Source organism: Sulfurimonas sp. (genome assembly GCF_047622445.1).
In the GTDB taxonomy this organism is placed as follows: domain Bacteria; phylum Campylobacterota; class Campylobacteria; order Campylobacterales; family Sulfurimonadaceae; genus Sulfurimonas.
In genome coordinates this window covers 1-23,680 of record NZ_JBLHOE010000037.1, presented here as the reverse complement: position 1 = coordinate 23,680, position 23,680 = coordinate 1, and the positions used below count along the sequence as shown (strand labels likewise).

Genomic DNA, 23,680 nt, shown 5'->3' with positions numbered 1-23,680 from the left:
TAATTAAGTCGTAAATTAGGATAGTATATCAAAGTTAATTACTTAGAAATTTAAAGATTATAGGAAAATAAATGAAAATAGAAATTTTAGGAACAGGCTGTAAAAAATGTGCAGACCTTGAAGCAGTAGCAAAACAAGCCATAGCAAAAGTAGGTGGTTTTCACAGTGTAGAAAAAGTAGAAGACCTACAAAAAATCATGGACTATGGTGTTATGAGTACTCCAGGACTAGTAATAGATGGTGAAGTAAAGTCAACTGGAAAAGTACTAAGTATGGATGAAGTTTTAGCTTTTATTAATACCATTTGATTATTTTATATCTTTTCATATCGAATAATTTTGTTGTCCTCTCATTTAGAAGAACCTTTTTAGCAATATGGAGCCCTGAAGCTGGGGCGTAGCCGATTTTAACAGTTTTATTATCTTCATGAAGTGAAATAAACTTGAAAAAAATTAAATATAGATGAAATTTTAGCTCTTACGGAGGCTTAAATAATCATCAAATTCCTCCTTTATAAAAATTAAATCACTTTTTGGATATAATCGCAATATTATTTAGTAAGACAATAGGAATTTTAATTATGCAAAAAGCAAATATTGACGGAAAAGTTTGGACTTTTGGAAAAGATGTTGACACAGATATAATTATAGCTGCAAGGTACCTTAATACTTCAGTTCCAGAGGAATTGGCAAAACATGTAATGGAAGATGCTGATCCAGAATTTGTAACTAAGATGAGTATAGGCGATGTAATCGTAGCTGGTGAAAACTTTGGTTGTGGAAGTTCACGTGAACATGCACCAATTGCACTCAAGGCTGCAGGTATTGCGGCTATTATTGCTCCAACTTTTGCAAGAATTTTTTATAGAAATGCATTTAACATGGGCTTGCCAATTTTTGAACTGCCTGAGAGTGCAGAGATAAACGAAGGTGATGAAGTAAGTGTAGATATGAATGCCGGTACTATTACAAATAAAAGTACTAATAAGTCATATAACTTCACTCCAATCCCTGCTTTTATGCAAGAGTTAATAGATGCCGGTGGGTTAATGAACTTCGCCGTGAATGAAATGAAAGGTAAATAAGAAATGAAATCATATAAAATAACACTAATTAAGGGCGATGGAATTGGCCCTGAAATCATTGATGAGGCTGTGAAAGTTTTAGATGCTGTTGCATCATGTTCTGATTTTGATTTCTCTTATAATGAAGCTTTAATGGGCGGTGCTGCTTATGACATTACAGGTGATCCTCTTCCTCAAGAAACAATTTCTAAAGCATTAGCAAGTGATGCAGTTTTATTTGGAGCAATTGGTGGTGAGAAGTGGGACAGTCTTCCTCGTGAAAAAAGACCAGAAAGTGGACTTTTAAGATTTAGAAAAGAGCTTGGAGTCTATGCAAATCTTCGTCCTGCCGTTGTATATGATGAGCTTATTAATGCATCATCGTTAAAGCCTCAAATTATCAAGGGTGTTGATATTATGGTTGTTCGTGAGCTTATTGGCGGTATTTATTTTGGTGAACCAAAAGGTCGTACTGAAGATAAAGGCTGGAACACTATGGTCTATACTCGTATGGAAATACAGAGAATTGCACATCGTGCATTCGCTGCTGCACAAAAAAGAGATAAAAGAGTTTGTTCTATTGATAAAGCAAATGTTCTTGATGTATCTCAGCTTTGGAGAGATGTTGTAACTGAAATCTCTGCCGAGTATCCAGATGTTGAACTAACTCACATGTATGTGGACAACGCTGCAATGCAACTTGTACTTAATCCAAAACAATTTGACGTAATGCTAACTGGAAATATCTTTGGTGATATTTTAAGTGATGAGGCTTCTATGTTATGTGGATCAATTGGTCTTTTACCATCAGCTTCGATTGGTGATAAAATTGGTGTGTATGAGCCTATACATGGCTCTGCTCCAGATATTGCAGGACAAGGTATCTCAAATCCTATCGCTACAATCTCTTCAGCAGCTATGATGTTAAGATATGCATTTGGTGAAGTAGAAGCTGCAGATAGAATTGACTATGCAATTAAAAAAGCATTAAGTGAAGGCTATAGAACACAAGATTTAGCACAATTTGATGCAAAAGAAGTATGTTCAACAAGTGAAATGGGTTCCATCATAGCGAATTACATTCGTAGATAAAAAATATGCAAACTCTTACATTAGCAAATATTTATGAACTTCAAGGTCTTAAAGAAGAGGCTTTGGATATTTACAAAGAAGTTTTAAAAAAGGATCCTTCAAACAGTGATGCAAAAATTGCTATACGTAGATTGTCCGGTATGAGAAAAAAGTTTTTAAATGTAAACACTCAAATGAAAGACTTTTTTGTAAAAATGGATACTGATGTAGAGTTTAACGAATTTGAAAGGTGGTTGCTAAAGTCATGGAATTAAAAGATGTAATACTATCAACACTTGCTGAGATGGAAGAAGTACCTGCAAAACCTACTCCGAAGTATGAAGTAAAAGAAACTCTTGCTGTAAAAAAAGTTAAAATTGAAGAAGTAAAGCCTGAGGTAAATCAAGCAGTTTCACAAGATTCTATAGTGGATGAAAATTCATGTGAGAGTGAAGTGAAATATCTAAACTCAATAAAAGAGAGACTCCTTGTACTTTTTGAAGGTTTTCAAGCGCCTAATAACACGAATATAGAAGCAAAAATTGATATGACACTTAATTTTCTTGAGTATACACTAGCAACAATCGATTCAAGAATTAATATTTTAGAAAAAGGTAAAAGATAGTGAGCCAATACAGAGTTTTAATAGAAGCAAATGATGCAAAAGGAATTGTGTATAAAGTATCTACTGTTTTTTTTAACCACAATCTAAATATTTTATCAAATCATGAATTTGTTGATAAAGAAAACAATAGGTTTTTTATGCGAAGTGTTGTTGATGGAGATGTGGACTTAACGGAACTAGAGCAATCGCTTAACAACGTTTTATCAAGTGACACCTCAATAAAAGTAATAGCACCAAAAAAGAAAAATATTATCATAATGGCCACAAAAGAAATGCATGCACTTGGCGATATTTTGGTTCGACATGAAGCAGGTGAGCTTGAAGCAAATATATTAGCAGTAGTTTCTAATTATGATAAGTTAGAATCTTTTGTGAGTAAGTTTGATATCCCATACATTACAGTTTCTCATGAAAATCTTGATAGAGAAGAGCATGAAGATAAAATTATAGAATGTATACAAAGATATGATGATATAGATTATATAGTTTTAGCTAAATATATGAGAATTTTAACACCAAAGTTTGTAGAAACATTTGAAGATAAAATCATCAACATTCACCACTCATTCTTACCAGCTTTTATTGGTGCAAATCCTTATAAGCAAGCGTATGACAGAGGTGTAAAAATTATAGGGGCAACTTCGCATTTTGTAAATAATGATTTAGATGAAGGTCCAATTATAGCTCAAGAAGTTATACATGTAGATCATGCTTACAGTTGGAAAGACATGCAAAGAAAAGGTAAGGATGTTGAGAAAATCGTTCTTTCACGTGCTTTGAAATTAGCTCTTGAAGATAGAATTTTTGTTCATGCTAACAAAACAGTGATTTTTTAAGATGTCTTTTAATTTAGTTTTAGTTCATCCACAAATTCCAAATAATACTGGCGCTATTGGTCGTCTTTGCGTTAATGCAGGAGCATCACTTCACCTTATTAAACCTATTGGTTTTGATATCGATGAAAAAGCAGTGCGTAGAGCAGGGCTTGATTATTGGGATAAGTTAGATTTGCATGTTTGGGAAAATATTGATGAGTTTTTTGATAAAAACCCAATATCAGATAACGCGCACTTTGCAACAACAAAAACAGATAGACCATATTTTGATGCAGAATTTAAAGATGGAGATTTTATCTTTTTTGGAAGTGAAACAGCAGGAATACCAGAAGATATCTTAAACAAATACAAAAATCAAAATATTACTATACCAATGACAAAAGAAGGTAGAAGTCTCAATCTTGCTATCAGTACAGGAATAGTACTTTATGATGCTATTCGTCAAACTTATGATACATTTGGAAAATAAGTAATGGGCTTTTTAGATGTATTTATGCTTGGTCTTTTTATAGCTTTTATGTTTTTTATTTTTGGTGGTTACCATAAAGAAAAGTATAAGAAGAGACAAGACAATATAAAAGAAGATGAGTAGCTTCTAAAATAGCTTTTCTGCCCACTCTTCAATACTATTTTCAAATCTTTCGAACAGACTTTCTGCATTTTTAATAATAAGTGACATTTCATATCCTTTTAATTTATTAACAAATCTTATATAAAAAATGACAAATTATATATAAATATGACAATTTGTCATAAATATTTTGACTTTATTTCAAAAAAGTATTATAATATCTAAATATAAGTCAAAATTAGGAGTTACAAGATGAATAAGTTTGCAGAAATAGTAGAAGAGATAAAAAGTATAATTTCTACGCAGTTTAATGGTAAAAAGGTATTTGATAAAGATGTTGCTGAAGTATTAGGGATTACACAAATGAATTTTGCAACCATGAAAAAAAGAGATAAGATTCCTTATCATGAACTTTTAGATTTTTGTGCTACAAAGTCAATCTCTATAAATTGGATGCTTTACGGACAGTCACCAGAGAGCCTTATAGAAGCGACAAATAAGTTCTTTATGGTGAAGTACTTTTCTGATGTAGCTGCTTCAGCTGGTGGAGGTGGTGAAGTAGACACCGAACAAGCCGAGGAACTCGAAATACCTGAGCAATTTGTTATGATGCTTGGAGGAGAGAGAGAATTACGTTTTATAGAGGCTATAAATGTCTCTGGCGATTCTATGGAACCTACTTTTTCTTATAATGATATAGTATTTATCAACAGAGACAAAACAGATTTACAACGCGGGGGTATTTTCACTATACGAACCGAAGCAGGTCTTTTTATTAAGCGAGTTCAAAAAAGAATAGATGGTAAAGTGGATATAATATCTGATAATAAAGTATATACAACTCAAACGCTAGACCCTAGAGAAATAGAAGTTATTGGTAGGGTAGTGAGTAGATTTGGAGATGTAGATTAAAGGAAAGAATTGAAATATATATCTATAGTTTTAGTAGTTAGCTTATTTACAGGTTGTGTCACTCAAGAAAATATCCAACTGACAAAAGAGATAGTAGTTAAACAAAAGAGCGATATAATTCTTGAAGACTTGGCTAGTATTCCTCAAGATGTAGAATACTATACTAAAAATATAGATACTTCAAAACTTTATGATATTCAAAAAAATTATGAAGCATCTTATTTTAGTGTCTGGAATATAGAAAAACCTTCCGAGTCACTTGAAAATATACAATGGCCGTTTAAATCTTTTCATGCCTCTACTAGTTATGGCGAAAATCTAGTGCAATTAAAGCAAGACTTTTTTGATGCAATGTATGTAAAATCTAATTTTGAGAAATATTCCACTTTAAATAAAAAAGCACTGACTCTTAAGTACTCAAACATAAGAGCTTTTCCTACATCGAAACCACTTTTACGTGATCCATCAATGGCTGGGGAAGGTTTCCCTTTTGATTATTTACAAAACAGTGCAGTAAATGCAAATGTACCTTTATTAATATCTCACTATTCATCTGATAAGCAATGGGTATTTGTCTTTACAGATTATACTTTTGGATGGTTAAAAACAAGTGAAGTTGTTTTTATAGATGATGTTTATGCGCAAAGTTGGCAAGATGCACAACAAGTTAAAATTACGAAAGAAGGTAATGCTCTTTATAATGAAAAAGGTGAGGCTCTTTTTGATACTAGAATTGGCATGATGTTCGCTCTTGTAGGTGAAGATGATACTTCGTATACAATTCTCACAGTCTCTTCATATAAAAATAATAAAGCAATGTTTAATCAGTCAGTTATTTCCAAGGACACAGCTTCAAAGATAACTCTGCCTCTCAGTAAAACAAATATAAATAAAATAATTAAAGAAGTTTCAAAAACTAACTATGGTTGGGGCGGGGTATATGGTCAAAGAGATTGTTCATCTACTTTAATGGATTTATATGTACCTTTTGGTATTTCTTTACCTAGGAACTCTTCAAAGCAAGCAAAAGTGGGTAAGGTACTCAACTTAAAAGAGCTCAACGACACTGATAAAATAAAGTTTATTAAAAAAGAAGCTATACCATTTCAAACATTATTGTATAAAAAAGGACATATCGTTTTATATGCGGGTATCCACAATGATGAAATTGTTGTGTATCAAAACGTATGGGGAATTCGTACAAAAAAAGATACGAAAGAAGGTAGGTTTATTATAGGTAAGCCAATTTTTAGTACTTTAAAACTTGGAAGTGAGTTGGAAAATTATGATGAGAGTGCTGAACTATTGAAAAATATTGAGAGTATGAATACTTTAACTAGATAAAAGCTAGGCTTTAATATCTAGTAAAGACCCAATCATTTCATCTTGAGTTTTTATCGCACTTACATTCACTGCAACTGCATCTTCAGCAATAATTTGATCAGTTAGCTCTTTAGCAAGATCTGTTTGACTTTTAGCAGAACCAGTATCATCACTTAATCTAGTGTTTGTGGTAGTTCCTTCACCATTACTTGTGACCTTTGTATCACTCGGTCTGAAGCCATCTGTATTTACATTTGCAACATTGTTTGCGTTTGTATTGAGCAATGTTTGATGTGAGCCAATTGACGATATATTACCTGATATATTCATTATAGCCTCCTTGTTCAATTCCTATTATAGTCCTAATTACATAAAAGAAAGATTATGTAAAAGAACTATATATAAGTTAGTGAAGATCAGCGTTAAGTTTAATTTCTCTTGTTGAACGAGAAGCAGTAATCTCGCCTGTTAAAGAGTTTTGTCTAAAGTGAATACCACTAAAGTGTGCGAGTTGCTTACCTTTGAAAACTTCACCTTCCATATTTGCATTAGTGTTAACTTCCATGATTTTCTTCAACTCAGCTGGATAGATACCAACCTTAGTTCCCTCTAAAATAGCTAAACCTGCATCAATAATACAAGCATCACCTAAAGGAATACCACAAGTTGAGTTAGCGCCAAGAAGTGTGTTTTTACCAATAGAGATAGGGTTACCATCAGTTCCACTTAGAACACCTAAGATAGAGGCACCACCACCGACATCTGAACCATCACCAACGATAGCAGAACTTGAGATACGACCTTCAACCATAACAGAACCAGTTGTTCCTGCATTGAAGTTAACATATGAAGCACCTGGCATTACTGTAGTCCCTGCGGCAAGTTGTGCACCAAATCTTACTTTTGAAGTAGCTAAAATACGAGTATTATCTTGAGGAATGATGTGTTGTAAAAATCTTGGGAATTTATCTACAAAGTCAATATGTGGATATTCGTTTGATAATTTTAATTCTATTTCGAATTCTCTTAGGTAATCAAGTTCGATTGGTTGCCCTTGACTCCATGCAACGTTTGGCAGTGCACCAAATGCACCGTTTAAGTTAATATCTCTTAATGGAACTTTTGCTTGAGAAATTGCATAAAGTTTTAAATACGATGCTTCAACACTTTGCAGTGGAGCGTCATCAAAAATAAATGTTATTTTAAACTCACCCTCAAGGCTACCGCTATTCATAATTTGAGAATATAAAGCAGATACAACTTGTATGTTTTTGTGTGCATTTCCATAGGCTTCATCAGCGTAAGGTGTAAAGGCACATAGAGAAGCTCTTAAAAACTCTGCGTTTATAGTATAAATAGCCTCACTGTTTGTGAAATCAACCTTAATCCCTTGCTCTTCCAGTGCTCTAACAAAAATTGCAGCAGATCCAAAGTTCTCATCCCAGTTAATTAATGGGTATGTTGCTTGAAGAGTTTTTTCAACGTTTAGTTGACCTAAATCTACTCTACATATACCAAATGCTAAGGGATCTCGATAGCCTTTTGTACTTGTTTTAATATCTTCTATTAATGCTTTAAAGGCATCTGTGTTTTCAATAGTTTGCATTGGGTTCTCGCTTATTTAATTTATTGGAGAATTATACTTAAAAACAACTAATGGAAGAACTTCCCTTGGCTTTTGTTGTCCAGAGGTTTACGTTTTTCTTTGGCAAGCCATTCTTGTAGTAAAGATTCTACAACTTTGCTTAAGCTCATTTTATATCTTTGTCTGGAATATAGCATTGCATCATCCCATGTTTGTCTATCTACAAGTAAGCTTCGTGTGACTTCATCTTTTGGTTGCATGAGAATACTCTATGAAGCTTGTAGAAGATGTATAAAATCTTTATAGCTATCTACAATTTTTTGATTTTTATGACTTATGGTATAGAATTCTATTGCTTTTTTACCAAGTCTAGGAATTTCATTCTTTACTGCCCAAGAACTTACAGTTCCCTCTGGAACCTCTAGAATTTCTGCAAGTTGCTTTTGTGTTATTTCAAGCTCTTTACAAATAGTTTTTACAACATTGCTCTTTTTTATTTTAGGTTTAGAATCACTTTTAAGTCTCTTGGATGCTTGTGTTACTAATGTTAGCTCCGCTTTAGTGTCTTTGGTAGTCGCCTCATTTGTATTAATCCATTCTAAAACATCATTAGCACTCAAAACCCAATCGCGTGAGCTAAATTGTTTTACTATTTCTTGCGTAAATCTAACAGTATGTTTAGTAGCTATTGTTTCATCACTTAATTGAATAAGAATAGCAAAAGAGAGTTGCATAGATGCAGGACCATTATGACCCCAGTCAAAACTAGTAGCACGAGAACATAAATCATCTCGAAGTGGAAGTTCCACTTCACCGTATGTTACATACTTACTTCCCAGTATAGTTTTATGTCCTTTAAAAACGTGTTTGTTCATATTTATTGCCATTTTATTCTCTCTTTATAAATTAAAAGTTTAATGTTTGTTATATTCACTTTTTCTTTTTGTTAGTAATATGCAAGTTATAAAAACATATATAACAGCTATTAGCAATAAAAGTACCAATAATCAAACTAATATTCTTTTTTTCCTTGACTTCTATTTGTTTTATATCGGTATATATGTTAATTATGTTAGTAAAGTTGTTATTATCAGTAAATTTATATAGTTTATTAACAGAAAAAGCATTGATTAATCAAATTATTAAACTATTGGATAATTTATTGTATTATTTCAAATATTAAAAACAAAGGTACAAAAGAATGTCAAAAGCTGAAAGATTAGAAGAACTTATTACAAAGAGTGTTATTCCAGATTTAAATGAAAGACTAGATGAAATTTATGAAGAGATAGCAGATAATAAAGAAGCAACTGCGGATGCAAAAGAAGAGATAGAAGAGCTTCAAGAATTTAAGGCTGATTTACAAGATATTTTAGATGATATTCAAAGTGGCGATATTGATGAAGAAGAATGTGAAGAGCTTATTGGTGATATTTTAGAGGCACAAAAGGGTAATGATGAAGAGGATTTTGGATTCACAGAACAAGAATGTGATTAGAAGATAAAAGCTATAGTTAGCTTTTATCTGTGTGTGAAGAAATTATTTAGTAGCTTCGTGAATGGTTTCTTTTGTAGAATCCCAGGCTTTACCTGAGTCATTTTTAACGCCGTCCCAAGTTCCAGAACATCCAGTACCAATAATTAAAATACTTAGTATTGATAATAGCATAGTAAGTTTTTTCATACGTTTTCTCCTTTAGTGTAAGTCATCTTCTAAATCTTCTAGAGCATCTTTAACATCATCTTCTGCTTTTTCATATGTCTTTTTTCTATCAGCTTGCAGCTTATCTCTGTCTACTTTTAATTCTTCTCTATCTTCTTTAAAATCATCCCAGATTTCTGTTAAGTCATCTTTAATTTCATCCCATGAAACGGCATAACTAGATGTTGATAATACCATTATTGCTACAATAGACAATAGTATATTTTTCATTATTACTTCCTTATATTTTTGATTGAATGAACTCATTGAGTTCGATAACTATAGATTCTATAGAACCTTCACCAGAAACAACTTCTAGCAACTCTTTAGGTTCATAAAAATCCTTGATGGAAATCAATGGTTCTAAATAAACTCTCATGCGATTATTAAAAACTTCATTGTTATCATCAGCACCGCGGGCACGACCAAGAACTCTATCTCTAGCAGTTTCTTCGCTCACTTGTATTTCAATTACATTTGTTAGTGTAACAAAATTTTCATTTTCCAAATATTTATCAAGTGCATTCATTTGTTCTACACTTCTAGGGTAACCATCTATAATAACGACATTTGTAGGAGATTCTTTAATAGCACTTATTATAGTTTCGATAACAATGTCAATAGGAACTATTTCTCCCTTTGACATAAAACTATCTAGTTCTATTCCTCTTTGGCTTCGAGAAGCAACTTCTGTTCGAAGCATATCTCCAGTAGAGTAGTGTGTGATGTTTTCATTTTTTTGAGCGATTAACTCTGCATCTGTAGTTTTACCAGAGCCAGGAGCTCCGATAATTAGAAATAGTTTTTTCAAAGTTTTACTTAAACTTTTTTTTGTTCGCGAAGTCTAATATGTAAGTCACGAAGTTGTGTGTTATCAACAGCACTTGGTGCTTTAGTAAGAACACAAGAAGCTTTTTGTGTTTTAGGGAATGCAATAACATCTCTAATGCTTGGTTTTTTAGAGATAAGCATCATCATTCTGTCAAATCCAAGAGCAAAACCGCCATGTGGTGGTGCCCCAAATTTAAGAGCATCTAGAAGAAAACCAAATTTCTCTTGTGCTTCTTCTTCTTCGATTCCAAGAAGTTTAAATACTTCATTTTGTACATCTTCTTTATGGATACGAATAGATCCACCACCAAGTTCAGTACCATTTAAAACGATGTCATAAGCGATAGACTCTATCTCTTCAACATCATTTTTGTCTGTATCTTTTGGTTGTGTAAATGGATGGTGAAGTGCTTTTACGCGACCATCTTCAACTTCAAACATTGGAAAGTCAACTACCCACACAAATTCAAATGCGTTTTCATCAACTAAATTCATTTTTTCATGCTCAGCAATGAAGTTTCTAAATCTACCCATATAATCCCATACAGTCTTTTTATCACCTGCACCAAAGAACACTACATCACCAACACTCATCTCTAATCTTTCAACTAGAAGTGCTATATCTTCTTCAGAGAAGAACTTAATAAGTGGACCTTTAAGCCCATCTTCTTTCATTTGGAAGTAACCAAGACCATGGGCACCAAATTTACGTACAAAGTCTTCAAAACCTTTCATCTCACGCTTAGAAAATACTAAGTCAGCAGCAGGAACTTTAAGTGCTTTGATACGGTTTTTATGTGGTTGCTTTGCGATGTTAGTGAAAATTTCGTTATCACATCTCTCGAAGATATCAATAACGTCAACCATCTTAAGGTCGTATCTAAGGTCTGGCTTATCAGAACCATAGTATTCCATAGCGTCGTTGTATGTGATACGGTTAAATGGAGGTTTTACATCAATGTCACAAGCACTAAACATAGCCGTTAGTAAATCCTCTGCAACTTTGATTACATCTTCTTGATTACAAAAACTCATCTCAACATCTATTTGAGTAAATTCCGGTTGTCGGTCTGCACGTAAATCTTCATCTCTAAAACACTTAGCAATTTGGAAATATCTATCAAATCCACCAACCATTAAAAGTTGTTTGAAAAGTTGTGGAGATTGAGGAAGTGCATAAAATTCACCATCATGAACACGAGAAGGAACGAGATAATCACGTGCACCCTCTGGAGTTGATTTAGTAAGAATAGGTGTTTCAACTTCTAAGAAGCCATCTTTATCAAGAATATTTCTTGCAGCAATAGCAGCTTTAGAGCGAAGACGAAATACATTGTATAAGTCTGGATCACGAAGCTCTAAGTATCTGTACTTAAGAGTTGTTTCCTCGCCAACATTTTTATCGCCAATAACAAAAGGAACAGGAGCTGATTTATTTTCAATGATGAGTTCATCAACGATGATTTCAATAGCACCAGTCTTTAGGCGAGGATTTGTAAGCCCTTCACCACGTAAACGAACTGTACCTTTGATAATAAGCACATACTCATCACGAACGCCATTAGCTACCTCATGAGCTGACTTGCTATCTTCTGGATCACAAGTAAGTTGTATAATGCCTGTTTTATCTCTTAAATCAATGAAAATAATTCCACCATGGTCACGGTGATTGTTAGCCCAACCAGCTAAAACTACTTTGTCGCCTACGTTTGCTTCGCCTAAATCTGTACAGTAATGACTTCTCATGTATATAGAGTCCTAGTTAATAATTTTAAGTGATTATATCCAAAATTCTCTTATTTCTTTATTATCAAGAAGTGTGTATAATCTAAAAAAGCATTTTAAAAAGGTCACGATTGCAAAACAAAGGTATCAAAAGTGTCGGTGTTATTTTACGACCATCAACCCCAGAATTAAAAGATAATTTTTTTCAACTCAAAGATACATTTAGTAGTTATGGAATAGACGTTTATATAGAAAGTATCTCTGGTGGTATGATTGATGTAATGGGTATGAATTTTAAACTACTTTGTAAGCAATGTGATGCTCTGGTAACACTTGGTGGAGATGGAACTTTAATATCTACAGTAAGAAGAAGTTTTAACTACGATATACCAATCTTTGGTGTATATGCTGGTAACCTTGGATTTTTAGCCGATGTGAGCATGGACGAACTCGATGAGTTTGTGAAAAATTTGGCTATTGGGAACTATCGTATTGATGAGCGTTCCGTCCTTGAGGCCACTTTTATTAAAAATAAAGAAGAAATAAAAGTACATGCTTTTAATGACATAGTCTTTACAAGACCTTCTATCTCAAACATGATTCATGTAGAGACACTCGTTGATAATCAAGCTTTTAATACATACCATGGTGATGGTGTTATTGTATCTACTCCTACAGGTTCTACTGCCTATAATCTCTCTGCGGGGGGACCTGTTTTGTTCCCTCTTACAAAAGTATTTACACTCACTCCTATATGTCCGCACTCTTTAACACAGAGACCGGTTGTTCTTCCTGGCGAATTTTCAATTGAGATGAAAACATCAGCCTCTAAAGCTTTGATTATAGTAGATGGACAAGATATGCATGAGTTTAATCAAGGTGATAGTATACATATAAAACTTTCTGATAATTTTGCCAAATTAATTCATAGAAATGAATTTAACTACTTTCAAGTACTTAAAGAAAAACTAGGCTGGGGCGAATAATATTTCCTTATATTATTTAAGTTTAAACTCTCTTGAGTATAATTAGAACAATTCAATTCAATATTAGGACATTATATGAGAATCATTCTTCTTGGAGCTCCAGGTGCTGGAAAAGGTACACAAGCTCAATTTTTAACAAAGAAATACAACATTCCTCAAATCTCTACTGGAGATATGCTTCGTGCCGCGATTAAAGCTGGTACAGATATGGGTAAAATGGCTAAAGCTGCTATGGATTCTGGTCAACTTGTAACTGATGAAATTATCATCGGTCTTGTAAAAGATAGAATAGCTGAAGACGACTGTAAAAATGGTTACCTTTTAGATGGTTTTCCTCGTACACTTCCTCAAGCTGATGCAGTAACTACTGCGGGTATCGAGATTGATGCTGTAATCGAGATAGATGTTCCCGATAGCGAGATCGTTACTCGTATGGCTGGTCGTCGTGCTCACTTAGCAAGTGGTAGAACATACCACCTTGTATACAATCCTCCAAAAGTTGAAGGTAAAGATAACGAAACTGGTGAAGATTTAGTACAACGTGATGATGACAAAGAATCAGTAGTTCTTGACCGTCTTAAAGTGTACCATGAACTTACTCAACCACTTATTGGTTACTACAAAGAACAAGCATCTAAGGTAGCTACTTTAACATACATTACTGTTGATGGAACTGCTCATATTTCTAAAGTTGAAGAGGCTATTACTTCTCAACTAGGTTAATACTTAAAAGGCAAAGTATTATACTTCTTTGCCTTTTATAGTGAGAGATTCTATAAGTTTAGATATTTTTGTAGACTTCATTTTTTTACCATCAAAAACTAAACAAGGTTTTGTTTCGCAAAACTTACACATTCCTATGCAAGACTTCACTTTAACATTGAGATCCGGATAAACTAAATGAAGCCTTTTTAGAAGCTTCTTATGTTCAACGTATTTTTTACAAAGTCTTACTGATGCCACTTACAGATTTTCTTTACTTATAAGTGTACGCTCAGATAGTTGGGTGTCTATTGTAAATATTCCATTTCCATCACGAACAAGTTTTAGTTTTGAGATAATATCTCCAACGCTCGATTCTTCTTCTATCTGTTCTTTAACAAACCATTGTAAAAAACCATACGATGCGTGGTCTTTTTCTTGCATTGCAACATCAGAAAGTTTATTAAAAGAGTCTGTCATCTTTCTTTCGTGGATTAAACTGTATTCAAAACATTCTAGGAGTGAAGAAAAATTGAGTGTTGGCTTTTTAATTTCTAACAAATCTACTCCAACACCTTGTTCAAGCATGTAGTTGTAGATTTTAAAAGCATGAATACGTTCCTCTTCATGCTGTACCATAAACCAATTTTGACTACCCGTATGCCCAGCATTTGCACACCATATTGAGATTCCAAGATAAAGATAGGATGAGTAAAATTCTTTATTGATTTGTTTATTGAGCTGAGATGTTATTTTTTTGCTAATCACGGTATGCTCCTTACTTTTTACAAGTATACTAGAGCATTATAAAGGAATGGTATATAAAATTATATTATATGAAAAACATAAAATTTATTAAATATTTTAAAGGCTAAATCTATCCTTATAAGAACATTTCTTACACATTTCCTCAACAGCTTCACCCTTGTCAAATCCTATACGCATAGTAACTGCTCTCTTAGAGTTTAACACTTTACCTAAAGACTCTTCATGTAAGTTTCCAAGATTAATGACACCATCACCATCGAGACAACAGGGAACTACGGTTCCATCTGCTAAAACACCGATGTGTGACTTGAGTCCATAACAGCTTCCTTGCGTGTCATGTGTAGAACTCATGGATGGCCATTCGAAGTAACTATCAAAATGTAGGAGTACTTTAGAAGCTAGTCTTATGGATTTTGGTCTCTCCAAGAAGAGCTTTCCTATGTCTAGTTCTACTCCAAAGTGAGAAGATAGCCTTGAAAAAAGATCTTCATTAAAACTCTTTTCACTGCATGTTTCATCAAAGTTCCATAGACGTAAGTTTATAAAAGGGTGGGGATGATTTTGCAGCTTATATTCACACATAGAAAACACTTCTTTCATGTAGTCATCAAAAGTGAGATTTAAAGAGTTTTTGTTAAAACTGTTGAGTGAAATGTTTACCTGTTTCACACTTGGGTGAAAGAGCGTCTTAAATGAGGTTCTGTTTAAATAGTACCCACTACTAGTTAAGATGACTTTTAAACCGAGTTGATGGGAGGATTCTAAGTACTTCTCAAGATTAGATAGTGTAAGTGGATCACCCATAACGTGAAAAGCTAGTTCATTGGTGAAGTTACTTACATCTGTGATGACTTTGTTGAAAAAAGGCAGACTCATAGTTTTGTTCGGCTGTAACTTTGGTGGACAAAAACTGCAAGCAAGACCACAGATATTTGTCACTTCAATATGGACTCGGTTAAAAGACTTTTTTGCCATTCATCATTACTGTAACATTGATTTTAGAGTTAGGGTAGCTAATGCTTACTTCACCGTAGTCATCCATTGAATATGTTCGTAGTGAAACCTTTCTTTCTTCACCATTACCCGAATCACTAGCAAGTTTGTAACCCATATCTTTAAAGTACTGGATGTGATCATCTATGCTAGTAAGTGGATGTAAGTCTTGAGTAAGTTCAGGTTTATCACCTTTGAAGCTAATAGAAACACTATATTCACCTTCTATAGAATACTTTTGCATTTTCAAAGTATCTTTTGTCTTACCAACTGTTACAAATTTTTTATTTAAATAATGATTTTCATATTCTTTTAGGGATGTAAAACTTGTAGGATCTTCATTTTGATTTGTATTAGAAGAGATATTATTGATTTCTTCTTCACTAGGTACTTTTATTTTTCTAAGGTATCCATTGTCTTCATATGAAATCTTTAGGCCTACTGCTGGGGCATTTGATTCATCTACCCAATCACGAGCACCAAATTCTTTGGTTTCTCCATTAGACAGCATGATGAGACCTGATTCTTCGTCACTATTGAACTGAAATATCATCCCTATTGAGACCATTTTCTTCCTTCATACATATAATTTTTTGTGGATTTTAGCTTGTTTATACTTAATAATCCTGTATTCATTTAACTAGTACGTATGACATGGCTAAAAGGTACTAAAAGATAGAACTACTTTGGCTACGACACGTACTTCTTCTTCACTGTAAACTAGATGTGAAAATTCTTTGTTGATAGAGACAAATGTAATTTTGTCTTCTTCTTTTTTTGCCTGCTTTATCCACATCTTATTTTCTTTATAAACAAGGTAGATTCCTTCATTCTCGAGTACTTTTTGAGAGAGGTCAGCCACAACTAGTGTACGGTCTTTAATGACAGGCTGCATAGACTGTCCATCGACCTTTACTACAAAAAGTGATTTTTTGTTTACTTGTTGGGGAAGTAAGTCTTGTGAAAACTGTAAGATTTTTTTTTCATTTTTACCATCAAGAATATCTATGTAATCAAGAGTGATAAGAGACAAATTAATCATTACTCGCAAATTCTAAGCGCACAGTAATTGCCTTAATCGCAACAGCTGCGCAAGCCTCATCTTTATCACCTCCAGGTGCACCACTTACTCCTACTGCACCAATGAGTATACCACCAGCACGGATAGGTAGTCCTCCTTGCATAACAATCAGTCCATCAATATGGTTTAACTCTTGTTGAATGTCTGGTCTAGCTGCTCTAAATTCGCCAGAAGGAGTACCAGACATTATTACCATGTTAGCTTTTCTCTGCGCAATCTCTATAGTGTATTTTGCTGCTAAATCATCTCGCATAATGCTACGAACATTACCGTGTTTGTCAACTACAACTACGGACACATTAAATCCACCCTTACGACAAGAGTCAATACTCATTTTTGCAATATCATTTGCTGCCTCTAATCCAATGTTTTTTTGAGTAAAAACATCAGCACCAAATACATTTGTACTTAATAAACAACCTAATAGTATAGTTGGTATTTGTATAATTTTTTTCATTATTTTTCTCCTAATATTTTTTATATATTTTTACTTTCTATTCGGTACTTCCCATTTTGATTCAACTAAAAGTTCGTCGTTAGAATAAATCTTGCCTATAAAAATATCTCCAACACTGTAACTTCCTACACCTTTGGGAGTACCGCTCATAATTATATCGTTATCTTCAAAGGACATAAAACTCTGTATCTCTTCTATCATCTCTTTTGGTTTATATATCATAAGATCATAATTAGCGAACTGTATTAATGTAGCATTTATATATAGCTCCAATCTAAGTGTAGTTATATCATGAGTTAATGGAACAAACTCACTTAAAACAGCTGAACCATCAAAAGATTTTGCTCTCTCCCATGGTAGACCTTTAGACTTCATTTTATTTTGAATATCTGCTTTTGTTAAGTCAAGTCCAAACCCAATCCCTGCAATTTGACTAGCTTGGATTAAAAAACAAATCTCTCCTTCAAATCTTGTATCTTCACTGAAGTAATGTAGTTCACTCGAAATAGCAGAGTTTGATTTGTTAAACACAACCATAGAATCAGGCGTTTCATTGTTTAACTCTTTAATGTGCTCAACATAGTTTCTGCCAATACAGATGACTTTAGAGGGAGTTATAGTTTTATTATTGTACTTAATATATTTCATTGTTTTCTCTTTATTTTTTTCTATTTTTAATAAGAAATTTGGATCAAGTGTAGCCCTCTAGATTTGGCTCTGGAACTGATCTTTTCTTCTTTACGATTCACTAATGCTTCACCAATAGTACTCAGACTTAGTTGGTTTTTCCCCAAAGCAAATAAAGCACCAGCAATATACCGAACCATATGCCGTAAAAATCCCTTGCCTACGATTTTAAGATAGTAAATTTCATTGGTGAAGGTTGAAGATGGAGCTTTCAATATTTCACAGCTCAAAACAGTGCGGAAGGTTGAATCCATCTTGGTATCTCGTTTCGCGAAGCTATAAAAATCATGTTCACCAATAAAGAGCTGAGAGGCTTGTCTCATAAGCTCTATATCAAGTGAGCCTGTATGCGTGACGGTATCATTAAAAACTGGATTGTAAATTGTGTCTGTACAAAAGTAATAATGATACTCTTTGCTCTTGGAGTCTCTATTTGGATTAAACTCTGCGGAGCAGGGTTGACATTGCAGGATACGGATGTCACCCGGTAATAGTGAATTCATGCCAAGGAGAAGTTTTTCTGATTCGATTGCTAGGGGGATAGTGATTTTCACAACTTGCCCCTGTGCATGAACACCAGCATCGGTTCGACTTGCAGTAGAAATACTACAGCTCTTATGTTTACAGATTTTGTTGAGTACTTGTTGAATACTTGCCTGAACAGTAGGCTTTTGTTCGTTTATGCCTAACTCTTGCCAGCCAAAGTAGCTCGTGCCCTTGTATGAAATTATGAGACGATGATAATACATGATTCCTCTATTTCTTTGTTTGGTATATGAAGAATACCACAGTAACTTAAAATAGAAATTATTTGTTCTCTTTCATTTAAGACCACACCCCTTGAACTTAAAAGAGGTACTCTAAAATAAGCATCTTCACCTGAAAGTTCTTTTGCAGTTTCGATTAGTAATATATATGCATTTTCAAACTTTATTTTATAGTTAGAGTTTAGATCGACTAATAAGTTTGTTGTTTTATATATCACTTTTTCACTGTCTCCTAATGCCTGAACTTTGAAATAGTTTTAGCATTTTTAGAATCTTCTAGAGCTTTTTTAATCATTTTGCCAAATGCAAGTTCTTTTATGATTTCATCATAAGAAGTATCTGTTGGCAGTGCATTTATAATACATTTCAAAGAAATGACTTTAAAATATTTCATACCGTCAGATTTATTTTATATTAAAGAGTGGAGATTCACTCACTGAGGTGTAATTTCAATCCTTTCACTTAAGCATCATCGTCAATGTTATGTAAGGATATGAACAATTAACACTCATTTGAGGCTGTTATTTGTCTGTAAAGCAATTAACAATCATCATATCTTTAAGAATAGTAGGTTAAAAATTCAAAATAATGTATAAATTTTACAATTTGTCTTATTTATACAGAAATACTTCTAATTAACTGTGATAGTTAATGATATGTATTAAGGTTTAACTATATATAATGATGTTGAATAAAGAGTTATATATACAGGAGATACATGAAACACGAAGAAAAAGTTAAATACATTATTTTTTCAACATATGTATTTATACTCATGATGATTTTATTTGTACTAGCTGCAGAATTTAATTCAGATTTTAAAGCTTTTTTAGTTGGAAATGTTATACCTGAACTAATTGGTATATGTATTGAAATATTAGTAATCATTTGGTTTTTTGAAAATTGGCAAAGAAACAAAGAATCTCAGAAAACTATTGTATATGAAAAACGACTTAGAGAATATTTAATTTTCTTTTTAAAATATGGCTTAGTTGGTTTACCAGAAAGTTTAAAAATAGGTAATTTTTTCGGAAATAGTCATACAGAAAATAAAAAAGAAATAAAAGCCATAATAGACTATTTAAATCAAAATGAAATTGATATTGATTTACTTAAAAAATTCAAATATCATCTTAAAATTGACAAAACTGCATTTGAAAATTTACTTGAAGTGGCTGCTCTTCTCTCTGATGAACACTTCAAATCATGGATAAGAATTGTTTATTTCATTAACAAGTTAGATAAACTACATGGCAATGATAAAAAAGAACATAAGGTTAATATAATGCTTATATTACGTGAAATAAACCGTTTTGATAAAGCATCTAATGAGCATCAAATATATGTTGGATCAAACATATAACAAGACCTCGGAGAGAAATAGTTTACCCTAGCGGGCAAAACTATTTCTCAAGTCAATCGTTGTACGTTCCCGCGGAGCGAGAACGTACAACGGCGAAGCTGAGCCCTAAACGTGCCACCCGTCTTTTGTCGTATTTCGCTACGCTACATACAACAAAAGACAGGAGTCCCACATCAAAGTGTATCCCAGAAAATCGCAAGCGAATTTTCCGACATACACATTAATGGAGCTCAGCTTCGCCGTTATCCTACAAATCTAAAACAGGGAAGCCAATGAATATTACAAAATATTTTAGCCAATTAAATAAAACATCTCAAGAAATTTTTAATACTACAATGACGGACTCAATTAACTTAGGAAAGACTCATTCAATTTCATCTTTTATAGTTGAATTCTCAGAATGTTTATTTGAGAAAGAAGAAAAAAAAATGCTTAGAACAGTTGCTATTCAACTTGAAACAGCAACATTGAATTTATCATTAGGTCTATATCGACAAGCTTTTTCTTCACTACGTTTAGCATTTGAAATGGGATTAGGTCTTATTCATTTTTCGATAAATAAACTTGAACATAATGAGTGGTTAAATGGTGAAAATGATATAAAGTGGGCAAAGCTAATCAATGAAGAAAATGGTGTTCTATCAAAACGGTTTTCAAAAGCTTTTTTTTATGAACTTGAAGAAATTATAAATGAGTATAATGGAAAAGCAAAAAAAGTATATCGTGAAATGTCTGAATATGTACATGGGAATAGTGATACATGGCAAAAAAGTGGCTTAAGTTTAAAATATAATGAAGAATTAAAAAATAAGTATTTTGAACTCTTCAAAGAAGTGTCAGAAATTTTACTATTTGTTTTAAATTGTAGATATCTAAAATCTTTTGATGCAGATAAAATAGATAGTATCTCCGAATTTCTAATAGAAGACTTAGGCCATATAACAGAAATAAGAGAATTTTTAAACGGTGCAAAGGTATAAAATGTCAGATATAAAATTACGTACAGAAAGTATTCGAGATGATGAATTTAATGATTTAGCAGTCACTAATGCTAACGATAAAAAAATTATTTCGTCCTTAAAATCTTCAGAACCTTGCCTATTAGAAGGTTCAAGAGGAACAGGAAAATCATTTTTAATGAGGATGGCACATTTGGATTTAGATAGTAATAAGGACTTTATATCAGTTTATATACCTTTTAATATAAGTTCTTTAATAAATACAGCTGATCCTTTGCAGTTCTATCACTGGATGCTAGCAAAAACGCTAAAAACTTTATTAAATAAATTAAAGAAAAAAGGCTTATCTGTTTCAGATTATTCTAAAGGTTTATTAAGTAATGATACAGCCGAAGATGATGAAACAATAGAAAAAAATTTAAAAAATATCGTAAAGCTTTTTGAAAATTCATATAAAAATAAATCTGAAATCAACATTGATACATTGCCTGATATAGAAGATGTAAAAGAAGCAATACAAGAAATATGTGAAGAAAATGATATTAAAAGAGTTTATTTCTTTTTTGATGAAGCGGCACATGTTTTTAGACCTAAACAGCAAAGACAATTTTTTAACTTATTTAAAGATTTAAGGTCTCCATACATTGTTTGTAATGCAGCAATTTATCCAGGAGTAACATACTTTGGAGACTCTTTTGAATTAATACATGATTGCCTACATCAAGTATTAGATAGAAATATTTCAGATACTGATTATTTGTCTTATTTTAAAGAAATGGTTTTTAAACAAATTGACGATAATCTAAAAATTCATATTGATAAACAAGGAGAACTATTTAAAACTTTAGTGTTCTCATGTGCAGGTAACCCTAGAATGTTATTGAATACAATCCAAAACTTATCATCATTTAAAACAGCAGAAGTAAATAAAATAATTAAAGAATTTTATTTGACAAAAATTTGGACAGAACATACAGCTCTAGGCGATAAGTATAAAGGTCATCAAAATTTAATTGACTGGGGACGTGATTTTTTGGAAAAAACAGTTATTCCAACTGTTGTAAGTAATGAAACATCAAGTATATATTTTTGGATAGATAAGGACATACCTGAAACAGTCAAGGAATCATTACGTTTATTAACATATACTAGTATTATTAAAAAAGAAAATTCAAACATTCGTGCACATGAGAGATTAGGTATTAGATATGAAATTAAGTATGGTTGTATTATTGCTTTAGAGAAAAATCCGCATGCACAATCACTAGAAATAGAAAAAATACGCTCAGTTAGACGATATACTGAATTTGGTAAAATGCATAGTGAATATGACAATATAGAAAGTTTACCTGTAGCTATATTAAGTGATGAACAATATCAAAAATCATTAGAAAGTATGTTGAAACAACCTATAAGTGTGCTGTCTTTAACAAGTTGGCAAAAAAGAAAATTAAATGAAGCTAGTATTAATACTATTGAAGAATTATATGTTTTAAGAGAAGCAGATTTAATTGCCAAAATTTATGGAGTAGGTACCGCAAGGGCAAGAATAATGAAAAATGCTGCTAATGCTGAGCTATTAGAATATATATCAGGATAACAAAATCTTGAAAAAAATAGTTATACTAGCGGGAAAAACTATTTCTCAAGTCAAACTGTGTCTTCACATCACAGGTAATTGATTATATTAAAATAATATAAGGATATAAAAAATATGCCAAATAAAAACGATAGTTATATAATAACTTTAAAAAAAGCACACATTGAATGGGGTACCCATAGACATACAGAAACAAGAGAATTGATTTATGGAGAAGGATATATCCAAATTCCTTCAGAATATGCACAAAAATTTGAAATATTTATGAGCAATAAAAAAGGTGCTAATATTGAATATAAGTGTAGTTCAAGTGAGGGTACACTTTCTGATATAACCTTAAAAGCAAGTGGTAGTCAAGGTAAAAATAATTTATATGCAAAACAATTTCAAGGTAGTGGTAATTTAAAAACTATTGGTAATTGGTACAATGCAATAAAAGCAAAAACTGGCGATAAAATTAAAGTTACATTTACTAGTCCTACAACTATATATCTAGAAAAATTATAGTATTTAACATAGTAAACAAGGAAGATATATGTATGAAACTATTTTTACAAACACTAAAGACTATGGGAATACTTTTTTAAAAGAATTTACATCAAAACTAGATAGTTCAAATGACCTAATTATAGCTAGTGGCTATATTGGCGCCACAACAATAGAAGACCTTGAAAACAAAATGGTGTCTTTATCTAAAAAAGGCAATTGCAAAATTTTGATTGGAATGATTTTTCACGGAGGTGTTACAGCCAAACAGAAAAAAGTATTAGCTTCTTTAGATGATAAACTAAGAGTAATAAATCCAGATAATGGTGTGTACATCTCTATGCAACAATACCATGGGAAAATTTATAAATTTATGAACGAGGATACCAGTTATTTATATTTAGGTTCATCAAACTTTTCAAAAGAAGGTTTTGCTTCAAGACTTGAATGTACAACAATAATTAAAGATAATCAAACAAAAACAGAGGTTGCTTTATACCTAGAGCATCTCTTTTCATTAAAAACAACTGTACCATTAAAAAAAGCTGAATTACGTGTTAATGGGAAGAAAAAAATAATTTTAAAAG

Annotated in this window: 34 protein-coding genes; 17 read left to right on the top strand and 17 right to left on the bottom strand. The window is 32.4% G+C overall.

Features of this window, described 5'->3' with window-relative positions; translation table 11 throughout:
- The first annotated feature begins 71 nt into the window (after positions 1–71).
- The 9 genes from ACI9TV_RS09555 (at position 72) to ACI9TV_RS09515 (ending at position 6,422) form a co-directional block, all read left to right on the top strand.
- Positions 72–308: a thioredoxin family protein gene (locus ACI9TV_RS09555; RefSeq protein ID WP_415250559.1), complete on the top strand. Its 237-nt coding sequence runs from the start codon at positions 72–74 to the stop codon at positions 306–308.
- 272 nt (positions 309–580) lie between these two features.
- Complete coding sequence (locus ACI9TV_RS09550) at positions 581–1,084, top strand: 3-isopropylmalate dehydratase small subunit (protein WP_415250558.1); 504 nt, start codon at positions 581–583, stop codon at positions 1,082–1,084.
- Positions 1,085–1,087: 3 nt separating this feature from the next.
- On the top strand, positions 1,088–2,155 hold the full coding sequence (gene leuB, locus ACI9TV_RS09545; RefSeq protein ID WP_415250557.1) for a 3-isopropylmalate dehydrogenase: 1,068 nt from the start codon (positions 1,088–1,090) through the stop codon (positions 2,153–2,155).
- A gap of 5 nt (positions 2,156–2,160) precedes the next feature.
- Positions 2,161–2,409, top strand: a complete 249-nt coding sequence (locus tag ACI9TV_RS09540; RefSeq protein WP_415250556.1) for a tetratricopeptide repeat protein — start codon at positions 2,161–2,163, stop codon at positions 2,407–2,409.
- Entirely contained in the window at positions 2,400–2,759 is a 360-nt protein-coding gene (locus ACI9TV_RS09535; protein ID WP_415250555.1) for a CiaD-like domain-containing protein, read from the top strand. Before ACI9TV_RS09540 ends, ACI9TV_RS09535 begins: the two co-directional genes overlap by 10 nt.
- A complete protein-coding gene (gene purU / locus ACI9TV_RS09530) occupies positions 2,759–3,595 on the top strand; it encodes a formyltetrahydrofolate deformylase (protein ID WP_415250554.1) in 837 nt (278 codons plus the stop codon). The genes ACI9TV_RS09535 and purU overlap by 1 nt, the downstream gene beginning before the upstream one ends.
- Position 3,596: 1 nt before the next feature.
- On the top strand, positions 3,597–4,064 hold the full coding sequence (locus ACI9TV_RS09525; protein ID WP_415250553.1) for a tRNA (cytidine(34)-2'-O)-methyltransferase: 468 nt from the start codon (positions 3,597–3,599) through the stop codon (positions 4,062–4,064).
- 354 nt (positions 4,065–4,418) lie between these two features.
- Positions 4,419–5,078: a LexA family transcriptional regulator gene (locus ACI9TV_RS09520; protein ID WP_415250552.1), complete on the top strand. Its 660-nt coding sequence runs from the start codon at positions 4,419–4,421 to the stop codon at positions 5,076–5,078.
- A gap of 9 nt (positions 5,079–5,087) precedes the next feature.
- Complete coding sequence (locus ACI9TV_RS09515; RefSeq protein WP_415250551.1) at positions 5,088–6,422, top strand: SH3 domain-containing protein; 1,335 nt, start codon at positions 5,088–5,090, stop codon at positions 6,420–6,422.
- Between the two features lie 3 nt (positions 6,423–6,425).
- Here the strand turns inward: ACI9TV_RS09515 and ACI9TV_RS09510 are convergent, their stop codons facing one another.
- The 4 genes from ACI9TV_RS09510 to ACI9TV_RS09495 form a co-directional block, all read right to left on the bottom strand.
- Complete coding sequence (locus ACI9TV_RS09510; protein WP_415250550.1) at positions 6,426–6,731, bottom strand: flagellar basal body rod C-terminal domain-containing protein; 306 nt, start codon at positions 6,729–6,731, stop codon at positions 6,426–6,428.
- A 76-nt stretch (positions 6,732–6,807) separates the two neighbouring features.
- Positions 6,808–8,007 (bottom strand): tetrahydrodipicolinate N-succinyltransferase N-terminal domain-containing protein, encoded by a 1,200-nt coding sequence (locus tag ACI9TV_RS09505; protein ID WP_415250549.1) that lies wholly within the window; start codon positions 8,005–8,007, stop codon positions 6,808–6,810.
- A 47-nt stretch (positions 8,008–8,054) separates the two neighbouring features.
- Positions 8,055–8,246 (bottom strand): hypothetical protein, encoded by a 192-nt coding sequence (locus ACI9TV_RS09500; RefSeq protein WP_415250548.1) that lies wholly within the window; start codon positions 8,244–8,246, stop codon positions 8,055–8,057.
- 9 nt (positions 8,247–8,255) lie between these two features.
- The gene (locus ACI9TV_RS09495; protein ID WP_415250547.1) at positions 8,256–8,873 is read right to left on the bottom strand and encodes a DUF6166 domain-containing protein; all 618 of its coding nucleotides are present in this window, start codon (positions 8,871–8,873) and stop codon (positions 8,256–8,258) included.
- Between the two features lie 314 nt (positions 8,874–9,187).
- Between ACI9TV_RS09495 and ACI9TV_RS09490 the strand changes: the two genes are divergently transcribed.
- Entirely contained in the window at positions 9,188–9,484 is a 297-nt protein-coding gene (locus ACI9TV_RS09490) for a hypothetical protein (RefSeq protein ID WP_415250546.1), read from the top strand.
- A 42-nt stretch (positions 9,485–9,526) separates the two neighbouring features.
- On the opposite strand, the gene ACI9TV_RS09485 is transcribed toward ACI9TV_RS09490, so the two are convergent.
- Genes ACI9TV_RS09485 through aspS form a run of 4 tightly spaced genes read right to left on the bottom strand, consistent with a single transcriptional unit; the run spans position 9,527 to position 12,265 of the window.
- Positions 9,527–9,655, bottom strand: coding sequence for an entericidin EcnAB (locus tag ACI9TV_RS09485; RefSeq protein WP_415250545.1), 129 nt, complete (start codon positions 9,653–9,655; stop codon positions 9,527–9,529).
- Positions 9,656–9,682: 27 nt separating this feature from the next.
- On the bottom strand, positions 9,683–9,919 hold the full coding sequence (locus ACI9TV_RS09480) for a hypothetical protein (protein ID WP_415250544.1): 237 nt from the start codon (positions 9,917–9,919) through the stop codon (positions 9,683–9,685).
- A 10-nt stretch (positions 9,920–9,929) separates the two neighbouring features.
- Positions 9,930–10,499 carry an adenylate kinase gene (locus ACI9TV_RS09475; RefSeq protein ID WP_415250543.1) on the bottom strand — a complete coding sequence of 190 codons (570 nt, stop codon included), beginning with the start codon at positions 10,497–10,499 and terminating at the stop codon, positions 9,930–9,932.
- 8 nt (positions 10,500–10,507) lie between these two features.
- The gene (gene aspS, locus ACI9TV_RS09470; RefSeq protein ID WP_415250542.1) at positions 10,508–12,265 is read right to left on the bottom strand and encodes an aspartate--tRNA ligase; all 1,758 of its coding nucleotides are present in this window, start codon (positions 12,263–12,265) and stop codon (positions 10,508–10,510) included.
- A gap of 110 nt (positions 12,266–12,375) precedes the next feature.
- Here aspS and ACI9TV_RS09465 point away from each other — a divergent pair, with 110 nt between their 5' ends.
- Entirely contained in the window at positions 12,376–13,230 is an 855-nt protein-coding gene (locus ACI9TV_RS09465) for an NAD(+)/NADH kinase (RefSeq protein ID WP_415250541.1), read from the top strand.
- 75 nt (positions 13,231–13,305) lie between these two features.
- On the top strand, positions 13,306–13,953 hold the full coding sequence (adk, locus tag ACI9TV_RS09460; RefSeq protein WP_415250540.1) for an adenylate kinase: 648 nt from the start codon (positions 13,306–13,308) through the stop codon (positions 13,951–13,953).
- Positions 13,954–14,193: 240 nt separating this feature from the next.
- On the opposite strand, the gene ACI9TV_RS09455 is transcribed toward adk, so the two are convergent.
- The 9 genes from ACI9TV_RS09455 to ACI9TV_RS09415 form a co-directional block, all read right to left on the bottom strand.
- A complete protein-coding gene (locus ACI9TV_RS09455; RefSeq protein ID WP_415250539.1) occupies positions 14,194–14,700 on the bottom strand; it encodes a ferritin in 507 nt (168 codons plus the stop codon).
- Positions 14,701–14,796: 96 nt separating this feature from the next.
- Positions 14,797–15,675, bottom strand: a complete 879-nt coding sequence (locus tag ACI9TV_RS09450; RefSeq protein WP_415250538.1) for a radical SAM/SPASM domain-containing protein — start codon at positions 15,673–15,675, stop codon at positions 14,797–14,799.
- Entirely contained in the window at positions 15,656–16,261 is a 606-nt protein-coding gene (locus tag ACI9TV_RS09445) for a hypothetical protein (RefSeq protein ID WP_415250537.1), read from the bottom strand. Before ACI9TV_RS09445 ends, ACI9TV_RS09450 begins: the two co-directional genes overlap by 20 nt.
- A gap of 90 nt (positions 16,262–16,351) precedes the next feature.
- Positions 16,352–16,735 (bottom strand): S24 family peptidase, encoded by a 384-nt coding sequence (locus tag ACI9TV_RS09440; protein WP_415250536.1) that lies wholly within the window; start codon positions 16,733–16,735, stop codon positions 16,352–16,354.
- The gene (locus ACI9TV_RS09435; RefSeq protein ID WP_415250535.1) at positions 16,728–17,231 is read right to left on the bottom strand and encodes a GlcG/HbpS family heme-binding protein; all 504 of its coding nucleotides are present in this window, start codon (positions 17,229–17,231) and stop codon (positions 16,728–16,730) included. The genes ACI9TV_RS09440 and ACI9TV_RS09435 overlap by 8 nt, the downstream gene beginning before the upstream one ends.
- A gap of 30 nt (positions 17,232–17,261) precedes the next feature.
- On the bottom strand, positions 17,262–17,879 hold the full coding sequence (locus ACI9TV_RS09430) for a fumarylacetoacetate hydrolase family protein (RefSeq protein ID WP_415250534.1): 618 nt from the start codon (positions 17,877–17,879) through the stop codon (positions 17,262–17,264).
- A 26-nt stretch (positions 17,880–17,905) separates the two neighbouring features.
- The gene (truA, locus tag ACI9TV_RS09425; protein WP_415250533.1) at positions 17,906–18,667 is read right to left on the bottom strand and encodes a tRNA pseudouridine(38-40) synthase TruA; all 762 of its coding nucleotides are present in this window, start codon (positions 18,665–18,667) and stop codon (positions 17,906–17,908) included.
- Positions 18,646–18,903, bottom strand: coding sequence for a hypothetical protein (locus ACI9TV_RS09420; protein ID WP_415250532.1), 258 nt, complete (start codon positions 18,901–18,903; stop codon positions 18,646–18,648). The genes truA and ACI9TV_RS09420 overlap by 22 nt, the downstream gene beginning before the upstream one ends.
- A gap of 14 nt (positions 18,904–18,917) precedes the next feature.
- Positions 18,918–19,079 (bottom strand): hypothetical protein, encoded by a 162-nt coding sequence (locus ACI9TV_RS09415; protein ID WP_415250531.1) that lies wholly within the window; start codon positions 19,077–19,079, stop codon positions 18,918–18,920.
- 324 nt (positions 19,080–19,403) lie between these two features.
- Between ACI9TV_RS09415 and ACI9TV_RS09410 the strand changes: the two genes are divergently transcribed.
- The 5 genes from ACI9TV_RS09410 to ACI9TV_RS09390 form a co-directional block, all read left to right on the top strand.
- Positions 19,404–20,048 carry a hypothetical protein gene (locus ACI9TV_RS09410; protein WP_415250530.1) on the top strand — a complete coding sequence of 215 codons (645 nt, stop codon included), beginning with the start codon at positions 19,404–19,406 and terminating at the stop codon, positions 20,046–20,048.
- Positions 20,049–20,320: 272 nt separating this feature from the next.
- Positions 20,321–21,028, top strand: a complete 708-nt coding sequence (locus tag ACI9TV_RS09405; protein ID WP_415250529.1) for a hypothetical protein — start codon at positions 20,321–20,323, stop codon at positions 21,026–21,028.
- A 1-nt stretch (position 21,029) separates the two neighbouring features.
- Positions 21,030–22,607, top strand: a complete 1,578-nt coding sequence (locus ACI9TV_RS09400; RefSeq protein ID WP_415250528.1) for a hypothetical protein — start codon at positions 21,030–21,032, stop codon at positions 22,605–22,607.
- 114 nt (positions 22,608–22,721) lie between these two features.
- Positions 22,722–23,114 (top strand): hypothetical protein, encoded by a 393-nt coding sequence (locus ACI9TV_RS09395; protein WP_415250527.1) that lies wholly within the window; start codon positions 22,722–22,724, stop codon positions 23,112–23,114.
- Between the two features lie 28 nt (positions 23,115–23,142).
- Positions 23,143–23,680 (top strand): restriction endonuclease PLD domain-containing protein (locus ACI9TV_RS09390; RefSeq protein WP_415250526.1); only part of this gene is annotated, 538 nt, incomplete at its 3' end.

What these genes read in the sequence shown, in the direction of transcription:
- ACI9TV_RS09555 (WP_415250559.1), top strand. Translation starts at nt 72, where the DNA reads ATGAAAATAGAAATTTTAGGAACAGGCTGTAAAAAATGTGCAGACCTT.
- ACI9TV_RS09550 (WP_415250558.1), top strand. Translation starts at nt 581, where the DNA reads ATGCAAAAAGCAAATATTGACGGAAAAGTTTGGACTTTTGGAAAAGAT.
- leuB (WP_415250557.1), top strand. Translation starts at nt 1,088, where the DNA reads ATGAAATCATATAAAATAACACTAATTAAGGGCGATGGAATTGGCCCT.
- ACI9TV_RS09540 (WP_415250556.1), top strand. Translation starts at nt 2,161, where the DNA reads ATGCAAACTCTTACATTAGCAAATATTTATGAACTTCAAGGTCTTAAA.
- ACI9TV_RS09535 (WP_415250555.1), top strand. Translation starts at nt 2,400, where the DNA reads ATGGAATTAAAAGATGTAATACTATCAACACTTGCTGAGATGGAAGAA.
- ACI9TV_RS09525 (WP_415250553.1), top strand. Translation starts at nt 3,597, where the DNA reads ATGTCTTTTAATTTAGTTTTAGTTCATCCACAAATTCCAAATAATACT.
- ACI9TV_RS09520 (WP_415250552.1), top strand. Translation starts at nt 4,419, where the DNA reads ATGAATAAGTTTGCAGAAATAGTAGAAGAGATAAAAAGTATAATTTCT.
- ACI9TV_RS09510 (WP_415250550.1), bottom strand. Translation starts at nt 6,731, where the DNA reads ATGAATATATCAGGTAATATATCGTCAATTGGCTCACATCAAACATTG.
- ACI9TV_RS09505 (WP_415250549.1), bottom strand. Translation starts at nt 8,007, where the DNA reads ATGCAAACTATTGAAAACACAGATGCCTTTAAAGCATTAATAGAAGAT.
- ACI9TV_RS09500 (WP_415250548.1), bottom strand. Translation starts at nt 8,246, where the DNA reads ATGCAACCAAAAGATGAAGTCACACGAAGCTTACTTGTAGATAGACAA.
- ACI9TV_RS09495 (WP_415250547.1), bottom strand. Translation starts at nt 8,873, where the DNA reads ATGGCAATAAATATGAACAAACACGTTTTTAAAGGACATAAAACTATA.
- ACI9TV_RS09490 (WP_415250546.1), top strand. Translation starts at nt 9,188, where the DNA reads ATGTCAAAAGCTGAAAGATTAGAAGAACTTATTACAAAGAGTGTTATT.
- ACI9TV_RS09485 (WP_415250545.1), bottom strand. Translation starts at nt 9,655, where the DNA reads ATGCTATTATCAATACTAAGTATTTTAATTATTGGTACTGGATGTTCT.
- ACI9TV_RS09480 (WP_415250544.1), bottom strand. Translation starts at nt 9,919, where the DNA reads ATGAAAAATATACTATTGTCTATTGTAGCAATAATGGTATTATCAACA.
- aspS (WP_415250542.1), bottom strand. Translation starts at nt 12,265, where the DNA reads ATGAGAAGTCATTACTGTACAGATTTAGGCGAAGCAAACGTAGGCGAC.
- adk (WP_415250540.1), top strand. Translation starts at nt 13,306, where the DNA reads ATGAGAATCATTCTTCTTGGAGCTCCAGGTGCTGGAAAAGGTACACAA.
- ACI9TV_RS09450 (WP_415250538.1), bottom strand. Translation starts at nt 15,675, where the DNA reads ATGGCAAAAAAGTCTTTTAACCGAGTCCATATTGAAGTGACAAATATC.
- ACI9TV_RS09445 (WP_415250537.1), bottom strand. Translation starts at nt 16,261, where the DNA reads ATGGTCTCAATAGGGATGATATTTCAGTTCAATAGTGACGAAGAATCA.
- ACI9TV_RS09440 (WP_415250536.1), bottom strand. Translation starts at nt 16,735, where the DNA reads ATGATTAATTTGTCTCTTATCACTCTTGATTACATAGATATTCTTGAT.
- ACI9TV_RS09435 (WP_415250535.1), bottom strand. Translation starts at nt 17,231, where the DNA reads ATGAAAAAAATTATACAAATACCAACTATACTATTAGGTTGTTTATTA.
- ACI9TV_RS09430 (WP_415250534.1), bottom strand. Translation starts at nt 17,879, where the DNA reads ATGAAATATATTAAGTACAATAATAAAACTATAACTCCCTCTAAAGTC.
- truA (WP_415250533.1), bottom strand. Translation starts at nt 18,667, where the DNA reads ATGTATTATCATCGTCTCATAATTTCATACAAGGGCACGAGCTACTTT.
- ACI9TV_RS09415 (WP_415250531.1), bottom strand. Translation starts at nt 19,079, where the DNA reads ATGAAATATTTTAAAGTCATTTCTTTGAAATGTATTATAAATGCACTG.
- ACI9TV_RS09410 (WP_415250530.1), top strand. Translation starts at nt 19,404, where the DNA reads ATGAAACACGAAGAAAAAGTTAAATACATTATTTTTTCAACATATGTA.
- ACI9TV_RS09405 (WP_415250529.1), top strand. Translation starts at nt 20,321, where the DNA reads ATGAATATTACAAAATATTTTAGCCAATTAAATAAAACATCTCAAGAA.
- ACI9TV_RS09400 (WP_415250528.1), top strand. Translation starts at nt 21,030, where the DNA reads ATGTCAGATATAAAATTACGTACAGAAAGTATTCGAGATGATGAATTT.
- ACI9TV_RS09395 (WP_415250527.1), top strand. Translation starts at nt 22,722, where the DNA reads ATGCCAAATAAAAACGATAGTTATATAATAACTTTAAAAAAAGCACAC.